At 59.4% G+C, this 17256-nt stretch carries 11 protein-coding genes and 1 pseudogene; 2 read left to right on the top strand and 10 right to left on the bottom strand.

Translation table 11 applies throughout. The features are described from left to right. Positions 1 to 262: 262 nt before the first annotated feature. Positions 263 to 4198 (top strand): dermonecrotic toxin domain-containing protein, encoded by a 3936-nt coding sequence (locus ACXX81_RS02865; RefSeq protein ID WP_458571177.1) that lies wholly within the window; start codon positions 263 to 265, stop codon positions 4196 to 4198. Between the two features lie 372 nt (positions 4199 to 4570). Then, positions 4571 to 6250, top strand: a complete 1680-nt coding sequence (gene leuA, locus ACXX81_RS02860; protein ID WP_209984536.1) for a 2-isopropylmalate synthase — start codon at positions 4571 to 4573, stop codon at positions 6248 to 6250. 162 nt (positions 6251 to 6412) lie between these two features. Here the strand turns inward: leuA and ACXX81_RS02855 are convergent, their stop codons facing one another. From ACXX81_RS02855 to rlmN, 10 genes and pseudogenes are all read right to left on the bottom strand, one after another. Then, a complete protein-coding gene (locus ACXX81_RS02855) occupies positions 6413 to 7204 on the bottom strand; it encodes an amidohydrolase (protein WP_209984539.1) in 792 nt (263 codons plus the stop codon). Continuing rightward, a complete protein-coding gene (locus ACXX81_RS02850; RefSeq protein WP_209984542.1) occupies positions 7192 to 8340 on the bottom strand; it encodes a pyridoxal phosphate-dependent aminotransferase in 1149 nt (382 codons plus the stop codon). The genes ACXX81_RS02855 and ACXX81_RS02850 overlap by 13 nt, the downstream gene beginning before the upstream one ends. Positions 8341 to 8464: 124 nt before the next feature. After that, on the bottom strand, positions 8465 to 9934 hold the full coding sequence (gene der / locus ACXX81_RS02845) for a ribosome biogenesis GTPase Der (RefSeq protein WP_231423471.1): 1470 nt from the start codon (positions 9932 to 9934) through the stop codon (positions 8465 to 8467). 134 nt (positions 9935 to 10068) lie between these two features. Beyond that, the gene (gene bamB / locus ACXX81_RS02840; protein WP_209984548.1) at positions 10069 to 11220 is read right to left on the bottom strand and encodes an outer membrane protein assembly factor BamB; all 1152 of its coding nucleotides are present in this window, start codon (positions 11218 to 11220) and stop codon (positions 10069 to 10071) included. Further along, a complete protein-coding gene (locus ACXX81_RS02835; RefSeq protein WP_322214605.1) occupies positions 11213 to 11830 on the bottom strand; it encodes a tetratricopeptide repeat protein in 618 nt (205 codons plus the stop codon). The genes bamB and ACXX81_RS02835 overlap by 8 nt, the downstream gene beginning before the upstream one ends. A gap of 66 nt (positions 11831 to 11896) precedes the next feature. Then, positions 11897 to 13186, bottom strand: a complete 1290-nt coding sequence (hisS, locus tag ACXX81_RS02830) for a histidine--tRNA ligase (RefSeq protein ID WP_209984552.1) — start codon at positions 13184 to 13186, stop codon at positions 11897 to 11899. A gap of 23 nt (positions 13187 to 13209) precedes the next feature. Then, the gene (ispG, locus tag ACXX81_RS02825; protein WP_209984557.1) at positions 13210 to 14319 is read right to left on the bottom strand and encodes a flavodoxin-dependent (E)-4-hydroxy-3-methylbut-2-enyl-diphosphate synthase; all 1110 of its coding nucleotides are present in this window, start codon (positions 14317 to 14319) and stop codon (positions 13210 to 13212) included. Positions 14320 to 14321: 2 nt separating this feature from the next. Further along, positions 14322 to 15308: a RodZ domain-containing protein gene (locus ACXX81_RS02820; RefSeq protein ID WP_209984560.1), complete on the bottom strand. Its 987-nt coding sequence runs from the start codon at positions 15306 to 15308 to the stop codon at positions 14322 to 14324. Further along, the gene (pilW, locus tag ACXX81_RS02815) at positions 15308 to 16066 is read right to left on the bottom strand and encodes a type IV pilus biogenesis/stability protein PilW (RefSeq protein ID WP_209984563.1); all 759 of its coding nucleotides are present in this window, start codon (positions 16064 to 16066) and stop codon (positions 15308 to 15310) included. Before pilW ends, ACXX81_RS02820 begins: the two co-directional genes overlap by 1 nt. A gap of 25 nt (positions 16067 to 16091) precedes the next feature. Next, a pseudogene (gene rlmN / locus ACXX81_RS02810) lies at positions 16092 to 17227 on the bottom strand (dual-specificity RNA methyltransferase RlmN); the annotation flags it as partial. Positions 17228 to 17256 lie beyond the last annotated feature (29 nt).

Raw genomic sequence — 17256 nt, 5'->3', positions numbered from 1 at the left:
CTCACTTATCCAGCAAGTTACAGGGAACGTGACCCACATCCTTTCAGGCTAGTTGGAGACATGTTCCGTGCTTACGTCCCTCAGTTCACAACCTATCCAGTTACTTCCCCCTGCGCCAGCACCGGCTCTGACGCTTGCTGATACACGTCCTGCAACCGAAAGAGAGACAGATCAACCGCCCTCGGAACCTGATTCGCGGCACTCGGGAAACGGTCTTAATGCGCTGATAAAACCTACGGTAATATCCGTAGAGCCAGCGAGCTTGTCCAACGAGTTCTCAAGACACTTCAAAGTCGGACCCGTCGAGTTTCTCACCTCTGAATACGACAATCTCAGCCTCAAGATGGCCCGACTGCAAGAAAAACAGCCTGCATTCAGAGACTTCGTAAACGCTCAGATTAAACAGGCATTTCCCCAGCTCACATCCTTTGATCCCTCCACGATGTCGTTCGAGCGATCCAGACTGGCCGATGACGGCAGCATATCCGTTGCAGTGTCCAAAGAACCGCTTCTGGATGCACTGACACGGGCGATTCAGGAAATCTACGCCTACCCGGATAAAAACTTTATCGACGAGCCAGGCGTCACATCGCGATTCATGCTCAAGACGGCGTCGACCGAAGCCGCCCGGTCCGTCACCGCCGCTGATTCACTGCACACAATAGCCAGGCGTATTGCGACCCAGTTCCCAGAAACCGTGAAAAACTTCTGGACCCAACCGAATCCAACAGAAATCCTCAAAGACGCACCCCAGGATCAGTTGCTGTCATTACACAAGAAACAGCTGTCAACCCTGGCGGCACTGGGCGAACAGGATGGCTATCTGAGTTCGCAAGCCAAACGCCTGGTGGATACCGTACTCCAGTACCCCACGCGTGAAGAACGCAGCCAGGCGTTCGCGCCAGAATCAAGGCCAGGCGTCTACCCGCTCTTGATCAATGACAACAGCGCCAGCGGTGCACGCTTGGCGGGGGCATGGCTAGTCACCAGCAAGGAAGGTTCTGCACCTGGGAACGACGATGGGCCTGTGGTGCTGTGCACGCCAAGTGAGGGCCTCGAACCCTTCGAGAACAGCGCTCAAGCGTTCCAGGCGCTGGCTCAACGGTTGAATGCACGGGGCACAGCCGCAACCCTGCTCGTAGAGGGTCTGCCTCTGTCGGCACAAAAGACTCACAGCCCTTTAAAGGGCCAGGACCTGATTGCAAGCCTTGTCCCCATTGAGGGCGACGTGATTGCCGATGCGTTTACCCAATTGCTGAAGCGCCAGGCCGATGAGGTTCAAGCGACCCTCATGCAGACCCTCTACCCGGAAAACCAGATCCTGCACCCGACGCCTCTGCAAGACGCCGATATAGGCGCGGCTATCGATGAAGCGGCAGACTGGTCAGCGCATTTTGATGGCAACAACGCAATGCTCGCCCGTTACGAACGACTGGCCGACAAAAAACAGCCGCAGTGGCTAAAAAGTCTCACGCCGGTTCAGATCCGGGGTTATCAGTATCTTGAACGTGTAGAGCAAAAGAGCATTGGGAGGCTGGCGCCGATGCTCGAAAAAATCCCCGCGCTGCATCAGTTCGCCAACCAGCAATTAAACCTGGCCCTGCAAAAAAAACACCCTGGGGCGACCGTCGACGCCCAGAAGACAAAAGTTGTGACTACGACGAAGTCGCGCATTCATACACGCTTCAGACACGGAGCGTACACCCCGGCCGACTACAAAACCAAGGAGGTATCGTTAACCGACCTGTCACTGAAAAACCCGACGGCATTTCCCGCAGGCGACAGCAACCAGCACGTCCAGGACACTCTGCAAGCCAAGCTTCTTGATGCCCAAGGCAAGCCGGTGCAGGACCGTGACGGCAACCCCATCGTGCTGAAAACCGCAGAACTCCTGGCATTGGTGGAAGACGCGGATGTAGGGGGCAAATACCTCGACATGCTCCACGCGCAATTGGCACCGGATGCCAGCAACGGTGAGCCGCATAAATTGCGCTCAGCATGGAAACACGCCCTGCGCAGCACCATGAACAAGCATGCCTATCTGGCAAAATTGAGCCCAACGGCCTATTCGGCTTCAGAAACAGACAGCGCGGGCAAACCACTGGCGCCCCAGTGGGTCAGGGCAGTGATTGATCATCCCGACCCGGCCACACGCCCGAAGGTCGATGGGAAAACCATCATCGCCAACACGATGTCGTTCTACGGCGCTCCAGTTCAGGGCGTCACCGTGATCAGCGACCACAGCCACTTATCTCGAGTCTTGTACAGTCCCGATGCGCCTGACGGCATAGCATGGCGCGCGCTGGCCAGCCAGCAGGAGCTGGAGACATTGATGAGTAAACCAGAGTGGCAAGCCTACTCGCGCGCGCGCGTCAACTCGACACCGCTGGAGTCGCTACAAAAAACGATTGAAGACTATCGCAACAAAAAAATCATCGCCACCCTGGAAAACGCCCAGAAAGCGCTTGAGCCGAAAATCGCCTATCTAAGACCCGTTGAGGGGGATCTTCGAGATGCAATGTACCAGCAAGTGTCGGATATCCTGATCAAGAACGCCGATTTGAGCTCGGTCAGCAATGCCGAGGTGGCCAAGGAATCGCGTTATAACAAAGTGATGTTTGGCATCGAACTGGCGGGGGTCTTTCTGGACCTGGTGCCGGTCATTGGCAAAGGGGTCTCGACAGCTTCCAGGCTGACGAAAGCAGCGATTAAGATAATGCGGATGCCGGGAAACTCTCTTAGAAAAACCCTCAGCAAACCCGGCCATCTGTCCAGAGCATTCTCCGACTTCACCGTCGCTGCCACCGGCCACCGCATTCCCACCAGTCCGATTTCACGTCCCGTGTTCAAGCCATCCGCACAGGCGCAAACCCTGACGCCAGGCACAGGCGCCCCGGCAGTGCCGTCCGGCCGGGCTACGCGGGTAATTCCTGCGCCGTCAAACAGCGCCGTTGCAAATCAAGTTCAGTTGAACGTGCCCTCAACGTCTGCCGGCGCGGGCAAACTAACGGTGGCCATCAGCGGCAACCAGACACGGCCGCCGCGCCTGCCGGACTTCAGTCAGCACGCCGCCCCGCAAAGCGTACTTGATGGAACAAAACGAGCGGATGGCACGTTTCAAGTCGGCGACGACTTCTATATTCCTTTCACTGACGGTACTGGCGTGGAGCGCCCTTATAAAATCAGCCCGATCTATAAGCTTGAAGGCGGCTCAGTCAGAGCTATCGATGCAATTTCCGGAAAACAATTCGCGTCTCTGGTATCCACCGGCACAGGAGAATGGAGGCTCAATAAACTGAAAGGTGGAGAAACCGATCTGCCCCTGGACGATTATATGGACAGGATATTGAAGGGCGAAGCAGCAAATGACTTCGACGATCCGGCCGACATCAACAGGCTGACGGAATGGTTCAGGCGTGACATGGATGAATTTTATGACTCTTTTTTCGCCAGGCAACCGGCACCACGCCCGGCAATAGAGCCCGTCAGTGTCGACATAGCCGCAAGTGAACTGATTAAAAACACGCTTTCCCGTCCTGATGTCAACGGCTGGGTGATAGGGGAATCCCATGATCAAGTCGCGAGCCTGGATTTTTTGGTCACCAATATGGAGCACTTCAAAAACGCTGGGGTTACCACGCTTTATCTGGAGAACGCTTATTTCCTGGAACGTTCGCCTACACTTGCCGGCACAGCTTACACAGCAGACGACGCGCACTACCTGTTCCCGCGCCATCTCACTGATAAATACCGCAACAATGCGCTGAGCATGACCGATGTACTGGCAGCGGCGGATAAACATGGCCTCAAGGTGATCGGGCTTGAACACGCCGAGTTGACCGTGCACAGACGCGATTTTGAGGCCAACCTCCAAAGAGAAAACTCTTCTATTGATCGTCTGGAAGAACTCAACTACTTCGCTACTAAATTGATCGAAAAAACGCCCAAAGGAGAGAAGTGGGTAGCGCTGGTCGGCAACAATCATATGAACACTTACGTTGACGACTATACCGGAGGCGCCGTCCCTGGTATCGCGGAGCTTACAGGCGGGTTGGGCGTTTCAGTACGTGACGCGGCCAAAGGAGCCGGCAGCACTACCAGGGTGCCTGCGCATACCCACGACTTTACTGAGGAGATGGAGTTATGGGGAGGGGACGTGCAGATTGAACACACTGTGGATAAGTACCTGAAGGCATAACGTATGGAGGGTTTGGGAAGGTGCGCCATGGCGCCCTTCCCTTTCGCTTGCAGTTAAAATTGCGACCGCAGAATACTTGCCGCAAAAAAAGATCAATAAAATACAAAAAACAGCTTTAAAGCATCACAAAAAAGCAAATAAAGAGTAATTCCATCAATTTTTTTCACCGACTTGCCATCTTTCACCCCCGCGGTTAGGGTTGAGTACATGAAAACCGCTCACACCCTCATTCAGCTCCGCCAGCACCGCAGCCTGTGCCTTGTCAGCGCACGACTGCCAGGCTGAATCGATCTGCCTCGTCCAAAGCTTTATTCCCAATAACAGTTTCACGGCAGGCCGCCTTTTTTCGGCCCCTCAACCAAGGATTTCCCGATGAGCATGCTCAAAGACCCGTCTTCGAAATACCGCGCGTTCCCGACCATCGATATTCCGGATCGTACCTGGCCGTCGAAAACCATCACCAGCGCGCCGATCTGGTGCAGTTCCGACCTGCGTGATGGCAACCAGTCGCTGATCGAGCCGATGGACGCCGCCAAGAAACTGCGCTTCTGGAAGACCCTGGTGGCCGTCGGCGTGAAGGAAATCGAAGCCTCGTTCCCGGCCGCTTCGCAAACCGACTTCGACTTCGTGCGCACCCTGATCGAGGACAACCACATCCCCGAGGACACCACCATCCAGGTGCTGACCCAGGGCCGTGAAGACTTGATCGCACGCACCTTCGAATCCCTGCGCGGCGCAAAAAAGGCCATCGTGCACTTGTATAACGCCACGTCGCCGTCGTTTCGCCGCATCGTGTTCAACCAGGACAAGGACGGCATCAAGGCCATCGCGGTCAACGCGGCCAAGCTGTTCGTCAAATACGCCGCGCAGCAGCCGGAAACCCAGTGGACCTTCGAATATTCCCCGGAAACCTTCAGCGCCACCGAGCTGGAGTTCGCCAAGGAAGTCTGTGACGCCGTGATCGAGGTGTGGAACCCGACGCCCGCGCACAAGATGATTCTCAACCTGCCGGCCACCGTCGAGTGCGCCACGCCGAACATCTATGCCGACCAGATCGAGTGGTTCGGTCGCCATATCAATCGCCGTGACAGCGTGATCATCAGCCTGCACACCCACAACGACCGTGGCACCGGCGTGGCCGCCACCGAGCTGGGCCTGATGGCCGGCGCCGACCGTGTCGAAGGCTGCCTGTTCGGCAACGGTGAGCGCACCGGCAACGTCGACCTGGTCACCGTGGCCCTGAACATGTACACACAGGGCCTCGACCCGCAGTTGGACTTCTCCGACATCGACGGCGTGCGCAAGGTCGTCGAGGAGTGCAACCAGATCCAGGTGCACCCACGTCATCCGTATGTAGGCGACCTGGTGCACACCGCGTTCTCCGGCTCGCACCAGGACGCGATCCGCAAGGGGTTTACCCAGCAGAAAGACGATGCCTTGTGGGAGGTGCCGTACCTGCCGATCGACCCGGCCGATATCGGCCGCAGCTACGAGGCGGTGATCCGCGTGAACAGCCAGTCGGGCAAGGGCGGTATCGCCTACCTGCTGGAGCAGGAATACGACATCAGCCTGCCGCGCCGCATGCAGATCGAGTTCAGCCAGGTGGTACAGGCCGAAACCGACCGCGTGGGCCTGGAGATGACCGCGCCGCAGATCTACGCGTTGCTGCAACGGGAATACCTGCAGGCCAACACCCCCTACGCGCTGGTCAGCCATCGCCTGCAGGAAGAAAACGGCAATAGCTATGTCGAGGTGGAAGTCTCGGGCAAGGGCCAGGGCGAAACCAACCTGCACTGGAAAGGCAAAGGCAATGGCGCACTGGAAGCCCTGGTGGCCGGCCTGCCGATTGGCGTGGAGATCATGGATTACAACGAACACGCGATTGGCGCGGGCACCCATGCCAAGGCGGCGGCTTACATTGAACTGCGGGTGAACGGGGAGCGTCCGGTGCATGGGGTGGGGATTGATGAAAACATCACCACCGCCAGCTTCAAGGCGTTGTTCAGTGCGTTGAACCGTTCGCTGAGCCAACAGGCAGCGAAAGCGGCGTAACGCCTATCGCTGAAATGCAAAAGGCCCCTGGGTGAGAACTCAGGGGCTTTTTGTTGGGCTTTATATTTGTGGTGTCGGTGAGGGCCTCATCGGGGGCAAGCCCCCTCCCACATTTGGAATGCATTTCCCTGTGGGAGGGGGCTTGCTCCCGATAGCGGTGTATCAGACAAACTGAAAGCGATCGGCATCCAGGTTCGCCGGGAATTTGGTGCGATACGCCGCCAATTCCGCCGCATCCAGGCACACCTGAAACACCCCGTCCGCCTCCCCCGCACTCAGCAGGGTCTCACCCTGGAAGTCCAGCACCTGGCTGTCACCGGTGTAGCCAAAACCTTTGCCATCCGTACCCACCCGATTCACCGCCGCCACGTAGCACAGGTTCTCGATGGCCCGCGCCGGTAGCAGACGGTTCCAGTGCTGACGCCGCGCGCCCGGCCAGTTGGCGGTGTACAGCAGCAGGTCGGTGTCCTGGGCATCACGGCTCCACACCGGAAAGCGCAGGTCGTAACAAATCAACGGACGAATGCGCCAGCCCTTGCAGTCGAACTGCACCTGGCGCTCTCCCGGGGTGTAGTGGTCGTGTTCGCCGGCCATGCGGAACAGATGGCGCTTGTCGTAGTGCAGCACCTCACCATCGGGCCGCGCCCACAGCAGGCGGTTGCGATGGCTGCCGTCGGCCGCCCGGATGATCACGCTGCCGGTGATGACCGCAGCGTACTTTCTGGCCTGGGCCTGGAGCCAGCGGTGGGTGGGGCCGCTTTCCGGCTCGGCAAGGGTGTGCGATTCCATCGAGAAACCGGTGGTGAACATTTCCGGCAACACAATCAGGTCGGCACCCTTGGCCTGCTCCAGCAACAGCTCGAAATGGTCAAGGTTGGCCTGGCGGTCGTGCCAGGCCAGGCTGGTCTGGACCAGAGCGATGTTCAGGTCCGGCAATGCAGTCAGATCACGCATAGTTTTTCGGCTGCTTGTTGCAGCGTTTCCTCGCGTTTGGCAAAGCACAGGCGCACCAGGCGCTGGCCTTGAGGTGGGTGCTGGTAGAACACCGAGATGGGAATGCTCGCCACGCCGTGTTCGCGGGTCATCCACAGCGACATGGCGACGTCATCCAGGTCCGGACGAATCTGTGAGTAATCCACCAGTTGAAAGTAGGTGCCGGCCACCCGAGTGAAACTCAAGCGCGACGGCGCCAGCAAGTCACAGAACAGATCGCGCTTGGCCTGGTAGAACGCCGGCAGTTCGTCAACGTGCTCCGGGTGGGCGGCCATGAAGTCAGCCAGCGCGAACTGCAACGGGGTGACGCAGCAGAAATTGACGTACTGGTGCACCTTGCGCAATTCGGCCGTCAGCGCGGGTGGCGCGACGACGTAGCCGGTTTTCCAGCCGGTGACGTGGTAGGTCTTGCCGAAGGAACTGACGACAAAGGCGCGCGAGTACAGCTCTGCATGGGCCAGCACGCTGACATGGGGCACGCCATCGAACACCAGGTGCTCGTAGACCTCGTCGCTGAGCAGGTAGATATCGCGATCACGGATCAGGTCGGCCAATTGGTCCAGCTCGGCGCGGCTGATCAGTGCGCCAGTAGGGTTGTGCGGCGTGTTGAGGACGATCATGCGCGTGCGCGGTGACAGTGCCGCCTTGATCTTCTCGAAGTCCAGCGCGAAGCCTTGCAGGCTCAGTTGCACATGCACGCAACGGCCACCGGCCAGTTCCACCGAAGGTGCGTAGCTGTCGTAGCAGGGATCGAAGATGATCACTTCATCGCCCCGACGAACCACCGCCTGGATCGCGCAGAAAATCGCCGCGGTGGCCCCCGGAGTAATGGTCACTTCATTGTCGGGATCGACCGAAACGCCATAGCTGCGGGCGATCTTCGCTGCCACTTGCTGGCGCAGGGCCGGCAAGCCGGTCATCGGTGAATACTGGTTATGCCCGTTGGCAACGTGTTGGCCCACCGCATCGAGCAACGCTTGCGGGCCGTTGAAGTCGGGGAAACCCTGGGACAGGTTGAGCGCGCCGGTTTCGGCAGCCAGTTGCGACATCGTGGTGAAAATGGTGGTGCCGACGTTCGGCAACTTGCTGGTGATCATGGAAGCCCCCTTCGGGTGAGCTGCCAGTTTTAAGCTGCAAGCTGCAAGCAGGTCAAGCAAGCAAACCGTCAGGCACAAAAAAGGGCTCCAAAGGAGCCCTCTCTCGCCACCACTCAACGCTGCGTTATTTCTTGTCGCGGCGCTTTTTGTCGGCTTTTTTGTGATGAGTCATCAAACGACGCTTCTTGTTCACCTGACGGTCCGTCAGCGTGTTCTTGTTGCCTTCGTATGGGTTCTCGCCGCCCTTGAACTCGATACGAATCGGCGTACCGACCAGCTTCAAGACACGACGGTAGGTGTTTTCCAGGTAACGCACGTAAGACTTGGGCACCTTCTCGATCTGGTTACCGTGGATCACGATAATCGGCGGGTTGGCACCACCCAAGTGGGCGTAACGCAGTTTGATCCGGCGGTTGTTGACCATCGGCGGCGCGTGCTCGCCCACCGCATCTTCCAGGATCTGGGTGAGGCGGTTGGTGGGCCAGCGGGTGACGGCGGACTTGAACGAGTTCTGCACGGACGCGTACAGGTTGCCCACGCCAGTGCCGTGCAGGGCCGAGATAAAGTGGATATCGGCGAACTCGACGAAGAACAGCCGACGCTGCAGCTCGATCTTGACGAAGTCGCGCTCGCTGGGCGTCATACCGTCCCACTTGTTGATCGCGATCACCAATGCCCGACCGGCCTCCAGGGCAAAGCCCAGCAGGTTGAGGTCGTGGTCCACCACGCCTTCGCGGGCGTCCATCACGAAGATCACCACGTTGGCGTCCTTGATGGCTTGCAGGGTTTTCACCACGGAGAACTTTTCAACTTCCTCGTGGATCTTGCCGCGCTTGCGCACACCGGCGGTGTCGATCAGCGTGTACTTTTCGTCATTACGCTCGAACGGGATGTAGATGCTGTCGCGGGTGGTGCCGGGTTGGTCGTAGACGATGACCCGGTCTTCACCGAGCATGCGGTTGACCAGGGTCGACTTGCCCACGTTAGGGCGGCCGATGATGGCAATCTTGATACCGTCTTTTTCACTCGGGCCCGGAATGCGCTTGGCTTCCTCACCTTCGGCGACGATCTCTTCTTCGCCCTCTTCTTCCCCGTCGTCATCCTTCGGGAAGTCGCGCAGAGCGATTTCCAGCATCTGGGTGATGCCACGACCGTGGGCACCGGCGACCGGGATCGCGTCGCCCAGGCCCATCGGGCTGAATTCAGCGCGGGCGGCCTCAGGATCGATGTTGTCGATCTTGTTGGCGATCAGATAGGAACGCTTGTTGCGCTTGCGCAAGTGCTCGCCAATCATCTGGTCGGCAGCGGTGTATCCCGCGCGGGCGTCCACCAGGAACAACACGACATCGGCTTCTTCAATGGCCAGCAGCGACTGCTCGGCCATCTTTTCGTCCATGCCATGCTCGTCACCGGAGATACCACCGGTGTCGACAATAATGTAGGAGCGCCCCTGCCACTTTGCCTCACCGTATTGGCGATCACGGGTCAGACCGGACAAGTCGCCGACGATGGCGTCGCGAGTCCTGGTCAGGCGGTTGAACAAGGTGGACTTGCCGACGTTAGGTCGGCCCACCAGGGCGATTACGGGAACCATGCGGCTCTCCACTTCGTTATTTCAGAAAATACAAAAGCCGCTGCAAGGCAGCGGCTGGTGCTCGGGGCAGCATCGTCAGATGCCGCATGCCCCGCCGAAGCGGGGCCGCCTGGGTGTTACCCCAAGCATGATTCTTACTTGATGGTCAGGGCTTCCAGCTTGCCGCTGTTGCCAAACACATAAAGCATGTTACCCACGACCAGCGGACGTGCACGCAGGCCGTCGCTGTCAATACGCTCACGACCTACGAAACGACCATCCACCTGGCTCAACAGATGCAGGTAGCCTTCAAAGTCGCCCACCGCCACGTAGCTGGAGAACACTTCCGGTGCCGACAGTTGACGGCGAGCCAGCGAATCGTTGCTCCACAGCGCGGTGGTGGAACGCTCGTCGACACTTTCAACGGTGCCGGACGCCAGGCTTACGTAGACGCTGCCAAACCCTTGGGCGACACCGGCGTAGCTGGAAGCATCACGCTGCCAGTTGACGCGACCGCTCTGCAGGTCCAGTGCGGCCACACGGCCCTGGTAAGTGGCGACGTAGAGGGTTTCACCCGACAGCAGCAAGCCGCCGTCGATGTCCACTACGCGATCCAGCTCGGAACGACCTTGCGGGATGGCCACTCGGGTTTCCCAGGCCGGCACGCCGTTCTGGGTGTTCAGGGCGACCACTTTACCGGTCGACAGGCCTGCAACGGCCAGATTGTTAGTGACAATCGGACCACTGGTGCCGCGCAGGGTCAGTACCGCCGGCGTGCTGTCATACAACCAGCGCTGCTCGCCGGTGCTGGCGTCCAGGCCGATCACCCGATCATCCTGGGTCTGCACCACGACGATATCGCCGTTGGTGGCAGGCGGTGCGAGCACTTCGCTGGTCACGCGAGCGCGCCATTTCTCTTCACCGGTGCTGGAATCCAGCGCCACGACTTCGCCTTTGAGCGTGCCGAGCATGACCATGCCATAACCCACACCGACGGCGCCGGACACAGGCAACTCAAGGTCTTTTTTCCACTTCACGTCGCCGGTCATGCGATCCATGGACACGACCACGCCGGTCACGTCAGCGGCCACAATGTTTTCGCCGTCAATTGCCGGCACCAACATGTTGTAGGTGTCGCCCTGGCCGTCACCGATGGAGCGGCTCCACTGCTTCTGCAAAACCACTTCCTCCTTGAAGGTGGTCAGCTCGGCCGGAGGCAGTTCTTTTTTACTGTTGCTGCTGCAACCCGCGGCCAGAATGGCCAGAGCCAGCAATGCTGCATGTTTCCAACGGATCACGTCACGCATCCCCTTTGGCCAAGTCGTCGAGCTTGATTTGTAAGCCACCGACCGCCGCTTCATCAGACAGCGCAGCCTTGGCCTTCTTGTACGCAGCATTGGCTTCGTCGGTACGACCCAATTGGACCAGGAGGTCGCCCTTGAGCTCTTCGCGAGTGGCTACAAATGCCTTGTCCGCATCGCCGTCGAGCAGTTTGAGTGCTTCGTCGGCCTTGTTCTGTGCCGCCAGTACCTGAGCCAGGCGCTGACGGGCGATTTCACCCAGGGTCGGGTTGGTCGGTTTGTCGGCGATGGCCTTCAGTTCAACCGCAGCATCGTCCAGCTTGCCGGTATCGACCGCCACCTTGGCGACGAACAGGCTACCGTATTGAGCGTAGGTGGTGCCGCCAAATTCGCTTTTCAGCTTGCCGGCCAGGTCTGCAACCTGAGCCGGGTCAGGCTTGCCGTCCGGCGTCAGCGTAGTTTCCAGCAACTGCTGATACAGAACCGAGGCGCCCTGGGACTGGTTGGCCTGATATTTGTGCCAGGCCTGCCAGCCGAACACCACCACCAAAGCGAGCAGACCGCCAGTAACCAGAGGCTTGCCGTTACGCTGCCACCAGTCCTTGAACTCGGTCATTTGATCATCATCAATACTCGACACCCCAATACTCCTTAAATCGCTAAATTCGGCTGTTCGACAGCTTCAACCCTGCACAACGCAGGTGGCCAGGTGCGCGGCGAGCGCATCAAAGGCAATGTTCTGTTGCTCGCCCTGGCCACGCAGGGGTTTGAAACCTATCACTTGCTGGGCCAGCTCGTCATCGCCGAGGATCAGCGCATACAGCGCACCGCTCTTGTCGGCCTTCTTGAATTGGCTCTTGAAGCTGCCAGCGCCGGCATTGATCTGCAGGCGCAGGTTTGGCAGTTGGTCACGCACCTGTTCGCTCAAGGCCAGGGCTGCCAGTTCGGCGGCCTCGCCAAAGGCGCACAGGTACACGTCGACTTGCCGGGCGATTTCTTCCGGGACCTGCTCCAGGGTTTCCAGCAGCAGGATCAGGCGCTCGATGCCCATGGCGAAGCCTACGCCGGTGGTGGGCTTGCCGCCCATTTGCTCGACCAGCCCGTCGTAACGGCCGCCCGCGCACACGGTGCCCTGGGCGCCAAGCTTGTCGGTGACCCACTCGAACACCGTCTTGCTGTAGTAATCGAGGCCGCGCACCAGTTTAGGATTGATGACGTAGGGAATCCCGGCGGCATCCAGACGCGCCCTGAGGCCGTCGAAATGCACGCGGGATTCGTCGTCCAGGTAGTCGGCCATCTTCGGCGCGTCTACCAGCACGGCCTGGGTGTCGGCGTTCTTGGTATCAAGCACGCGCAACGGGTTGGTTTTCAGACGGCGCTGGCTGTCTTCGTCCAGTTTATCCAGATGGGCGGACAGGTATTCGACCAGGGCTTCGCGGTAGCGGCCCCGGGACTCACTGGTGCCCAGGCTGTTGAGTTCGAGCTTGACCGCGTCACGGATGCCCAACTGGCCCCACAGGCGCCAGGTCATCACGATCAGCTCGGCGTCGATGTCCGGGCCGTCAAGGTTGAACACCTCAAGACCAATCTGGTGGAACTGGCGATAACGGCCCTTCTGTGGACGCTCGTGACGGAACATCGGGCCGATGTACCACAACTTCTGCGGCTGACCGCCACCGGTGAGGCCGTGCTCGAGCACCGCACGCACGCAGGCGGCAGTGCCTTCCGGACGCAGGGTCAGGGAGTCGCCGTTACGGTCTGCGAAGGTGTACATCTCTTTTTCGACGATGTCGGTCACTTCACCGATGGAGCGCTTGAACAGCTCGGTGAACTCGACGATCGGCATGCGGATCTGTTTGTAGCCGTAGTTATCCAACAGGCGCGCGACCGTGCTTTCGAAGTAACGCCACAATGGCGTCTGCTCCGGCAGGATGTCGTTCATGCCACGAATGGCTTGCAGAGACTTGCTCACATCAAATCCTTAAATTCGTTCAATCAGCCGCGAGCGATCAGCGCTGCGTCAGCGGCGACCTTTTCGGCCGCTCTCTCGCGGATCAGCTTCTCCAACTGGTCCACCAGATTGTCATTCGTCAATTTCTGCGACGGCTTGCCGTCGATGTAAATCAGGTTCGGCGTACCACCGGTAAGGCCGACATGCGCCTCCTTGGCCTCGCCCGGCCCGTTGACCACGCAGCCGATCACCGCAACATCCAGCGGCACCAGCAGGTCTTCGAGGCGCAACTCCAGGTCGTTCATGGTTTTCACCACGTCGAAGTTCTGCCGCGAGCAGCTCGGGCAGGCAATGAAGTTGATGCCACGGGAACGCAAACGCAGGGATTTGAGAATGTCGTAACCGACCTTCACCTCCTCTACGGGGTCTGCCGCCAGGGAGATGCGGATAGTGTCGCCGATCCCTTCGGCGAGCAGCATACCGAGACCCACCGCAGATTTCACTGTGCCTGAGCGCAGACCGCCCGCTTCCGTGATACCCAGGTGCAGCGGTTGTACGATTTCCTTGGCCAGCAGGCGGTAGGCTTCTACCGCCATGAACACGTCGGAAGCCTTTACGCTGACCTTGAAGTCCTGGAAATTCAGGCGTTCGAGGTGTTCAACGTGGCGCAGCGCCGACTCGACCAGCGCCGCCGGGGTGGGCTCGCCGTATTTCTTTTGCAGGTCTTTTTCCAGGGAGCCGGCGTTGACGCCGATGCGGATCGGAATGCCGCGATCACGGGCAGCATCCACCACGGCGCGCACGCGGTCTTCGCGACCGATGTTGCCCGGGTTGATGCGCAGGCAGTCCACACCGAGTTCGGCCACGCGCAGCGCGATTTTGTAGTCGAAGTGAATGTCGGCAACCAGCGGCACCTTGACCAGTTGCTTGATGCGGCCGAAGGCTTCGGCGGCGTCCATGTCCGGCACGGAAACGCGCACGATGTCGACGCCGGCTGCTTCCAGACGGTTGATCTGGGCCACGGTGGCGGCCACATCATTGGTGTCGCTGTTGGTCATGCTCTGTACGGCAATGGGGGCATCGCCGCCCACGGGTACGGAGCCGACCCAGATCTTGCGCGATACGCGACGTTTGATTGGAGATTCGCCGTGCATGACTATTGTCCCAACTTGAGGCGAGCGGTCTCGCCACTGGTGAACGGCGCCACGTCCACAGGCTGGCCGTTGTAGACCACTTGCGCGCCACGGGCATAGCCCAGACGCAGCGTCAGAGGAGGCTTGCCGCCCTGGTCAAGCGTGTCGCCCTTGCGCTTGAGGCCGCTGAACAGCACTTTGCCGTTGCCATCGGTGACTTGCGTCCAGCAGTCGGCGATGAAGGTAACCTGTACGTGCCCGTCACCGGCGATCAAAGCGGGGGTCGTAGGGGCCGAAATAGCGGGAGTTGCTGGCGTAACCGGAGCCGTGGTCGCCGGTGCCTGGGCAGGAGCGGCCGGCGTGTGGGCCTGGGCGGCGGGCGCAGCCGGAGTGGTAGGCGCAGGCACAGCAGCGGTTGCAGCCGGGGAGGTTTGCGCCGCCGGCTGCTCGTTGGCTGGCGGCGTTTCAGGCGCGGTCTGGCTTTGCACGACGGCCTGGTCTTCGGGCTCATCCAGCGGATGAATCTGGGTGGTACCGTCGGCGCTTTCGACTTCGACGTGCTCCATGGCGTTGCTGGTCATGTCCTTGGTGCGCTGGGCCGCCTGGTCCTGCCACCAGACAAAACCACCGCCGATCACCGCGATCAGCAGCAGCAGGCTGACAATCCGCAAAATCGTGTGGGAGACTCGCGTCGGCTCTTCGATACGCCCCAGACCATGGACGTTGCTGCCCTGGGAGTCGGTGCCGGTGAACTGATCGAACTGTTGGACCAGCACGGTTTGATCGATGCCGAGCAACTTGGCATAAGCACGGATATAACCCCGGGCAAAGGTGTGCCCCGGCAGCTTGTCAAACGCGCCGGCCTCGAGGTTGCCCAGGGACGTGGCCGTCAAATTGAGCTTGAGGGCCACTTCCGCCAGCGACCAACCATTGCTTTCGCGGGCCTGACGCAAGGTGTCGCCTGGGTTTACGCGATTAGCTGCTACAACTTCCGGGTGCGCCGCTTTCATCATTGCTCCGACAGGTATTGCTGATATTCCGGCGTACCGGGATAGAGTCGTTCGAGTTGCTGGCCAAAACGTGCGGCCGTGTCGCGTTCTTCATGAACCGTCGCCAGGCGCGCACCGAGCAATAGACTACGTGCATTTTGCCCGCTGAGCAGGCTAAAACGCTCGTAATAGTCACGTGCCGGCACATAATGCCTGTCTTCGTAGGACAACTCAGCCATTTCGAGCAATGCGCGAGGCTGGTGACCGTTCAGGTGCAGGGCTTTTGCCAATTGCTGGCGCGCCAAATCGCGCTGCCCGAGGTGCATCGAGGTGACCCCAAGGTTCTCGAATACCCGCGAACGTTCCGGATACAGGGTATCGGTGCTGGCTTGCTGGAAATAACGGGCGGCCTGGGCATAACGTTTCTGCTCGAACAGGAAGCTGCCGTAGTTGTTCAAAAGCCGGGGATCAGCAGGCCGCGCGGACAGCGCCTTGGTAAAATACCGGTCGGCCAGTTCAGGCTCGGCCTGAGCCTTGAACACCAATGCCAACGCTGCATTGGCGTCGGCGTCATCGCTATCCAGCTCAAGGGCCTTTTTCAACGGCACCTTGGCCTGCTCGCTCATGCCTTGCTGCAGGTAACCCAGGCCCAACTGCACATACGCCACTCGCGCCTCGTCACGGCCTTTGTCTGTTTGCAAGGGGCTGTCATGGCCCGATGAAACACAACCGGCCGCAAGACCGGTAAACAGTAACAGCAGCGCAAGGCGCAAGGGCATAGAGATCCTCTCTCAGATTCGATTCACAGCGATTTGCGGCAGATCGTCGGCGGCATTCAATTCACGCACGGCGATGTAACGTTCGCTGCGGCGGGTGCGGTCCATCACCTGCCCTACCAATTGGCCACAGGCGGCGTCGATGTCTTCACCACGGGTGGTGCGCACGGTGACGTTGTAGCCGGCCTGGTGCAGTTGATCCTGAAAACGGCGGATGGCGTTGTTGCTCGGCCGCTCGTAGCCGGAATGTGGAAACGGGTTAAACGGAATCAGGTTGATCTTGCACGGGGTGTTCTTGAGCAACTCGATCATCTCGACGGCGTGTTCGACCTTGTCGTTGATGTCCTTGAGCATGGTGTACTCAATGGTCAGCACGCGTTTCTCGCCCAGGGTCGCCATGTAACGCTGGCAGGATTCGAGCAGCATCTTAAGCGGATACTTCTTGTTGATTGGCACCAATTGGTTACGCAATGCGTCATTGGGCGCGTGCAGCGACAACGCCAGAGAGACGTCGATGTGCTTGGCCAGCTCATCGATCATCGGTACCACGCCGGAGGTCGACAGGGTTACACGGCGCTTGGAGATGCCGTAGCCCAGGTCGTCCATCATCAGGTGCATGGCCGCAATCACGTTATCGAAGTTCAGCAGCGGCTCACCCATGCCCATCATCACCACGTTGGTGATGGCACGGTCGACAGTTGCCGGGACGCTGCCAAAGGATTTGTTGGCAATCCATACCTGGCCGATAACTTCGGCGGCGGTGAGGTTGCTGTTGAAGCCTTGCTTGCCGGTGGAGCAGAAACTGCAGTCCAGGGCACAGCCTGCCTGGGACGAAACGCACAAGGTGCCGCGCTTGCCCTGGGGGATGTAAACGGTCTCGACGCAGCTGCCGGACGCCACGCGCACCACCCATTTACGGGTGCCGTCGCTGGAGATGTCCTCGCTGACCACTTCCGGACCACGAACCTCGGCAATGGCCTTGAGCTTGTCGCGCAGGGCCTTGCTGACGTTCGTCATGGCGTCGAAATCATCGACGCCAAAGTGGTGAATCCATTTCATTACCTGACCGGCACGGAAACGCTTCTCCCCGATTGAGTCGAAGAATTTCTCCATTTCCGGCTGAGTCAGACCCAGCAGGTTGGTTTTAACAGTCGATGTCGTCATGGATTCACCCTCACTCTTTAAGCCGATGC

Source organism: Pseudomonas sp. GNP013 (genome assembly GCF_054343995.1).
This window is presented reverse-complemented; position numbering and strand designations above follow the sequence as displayed.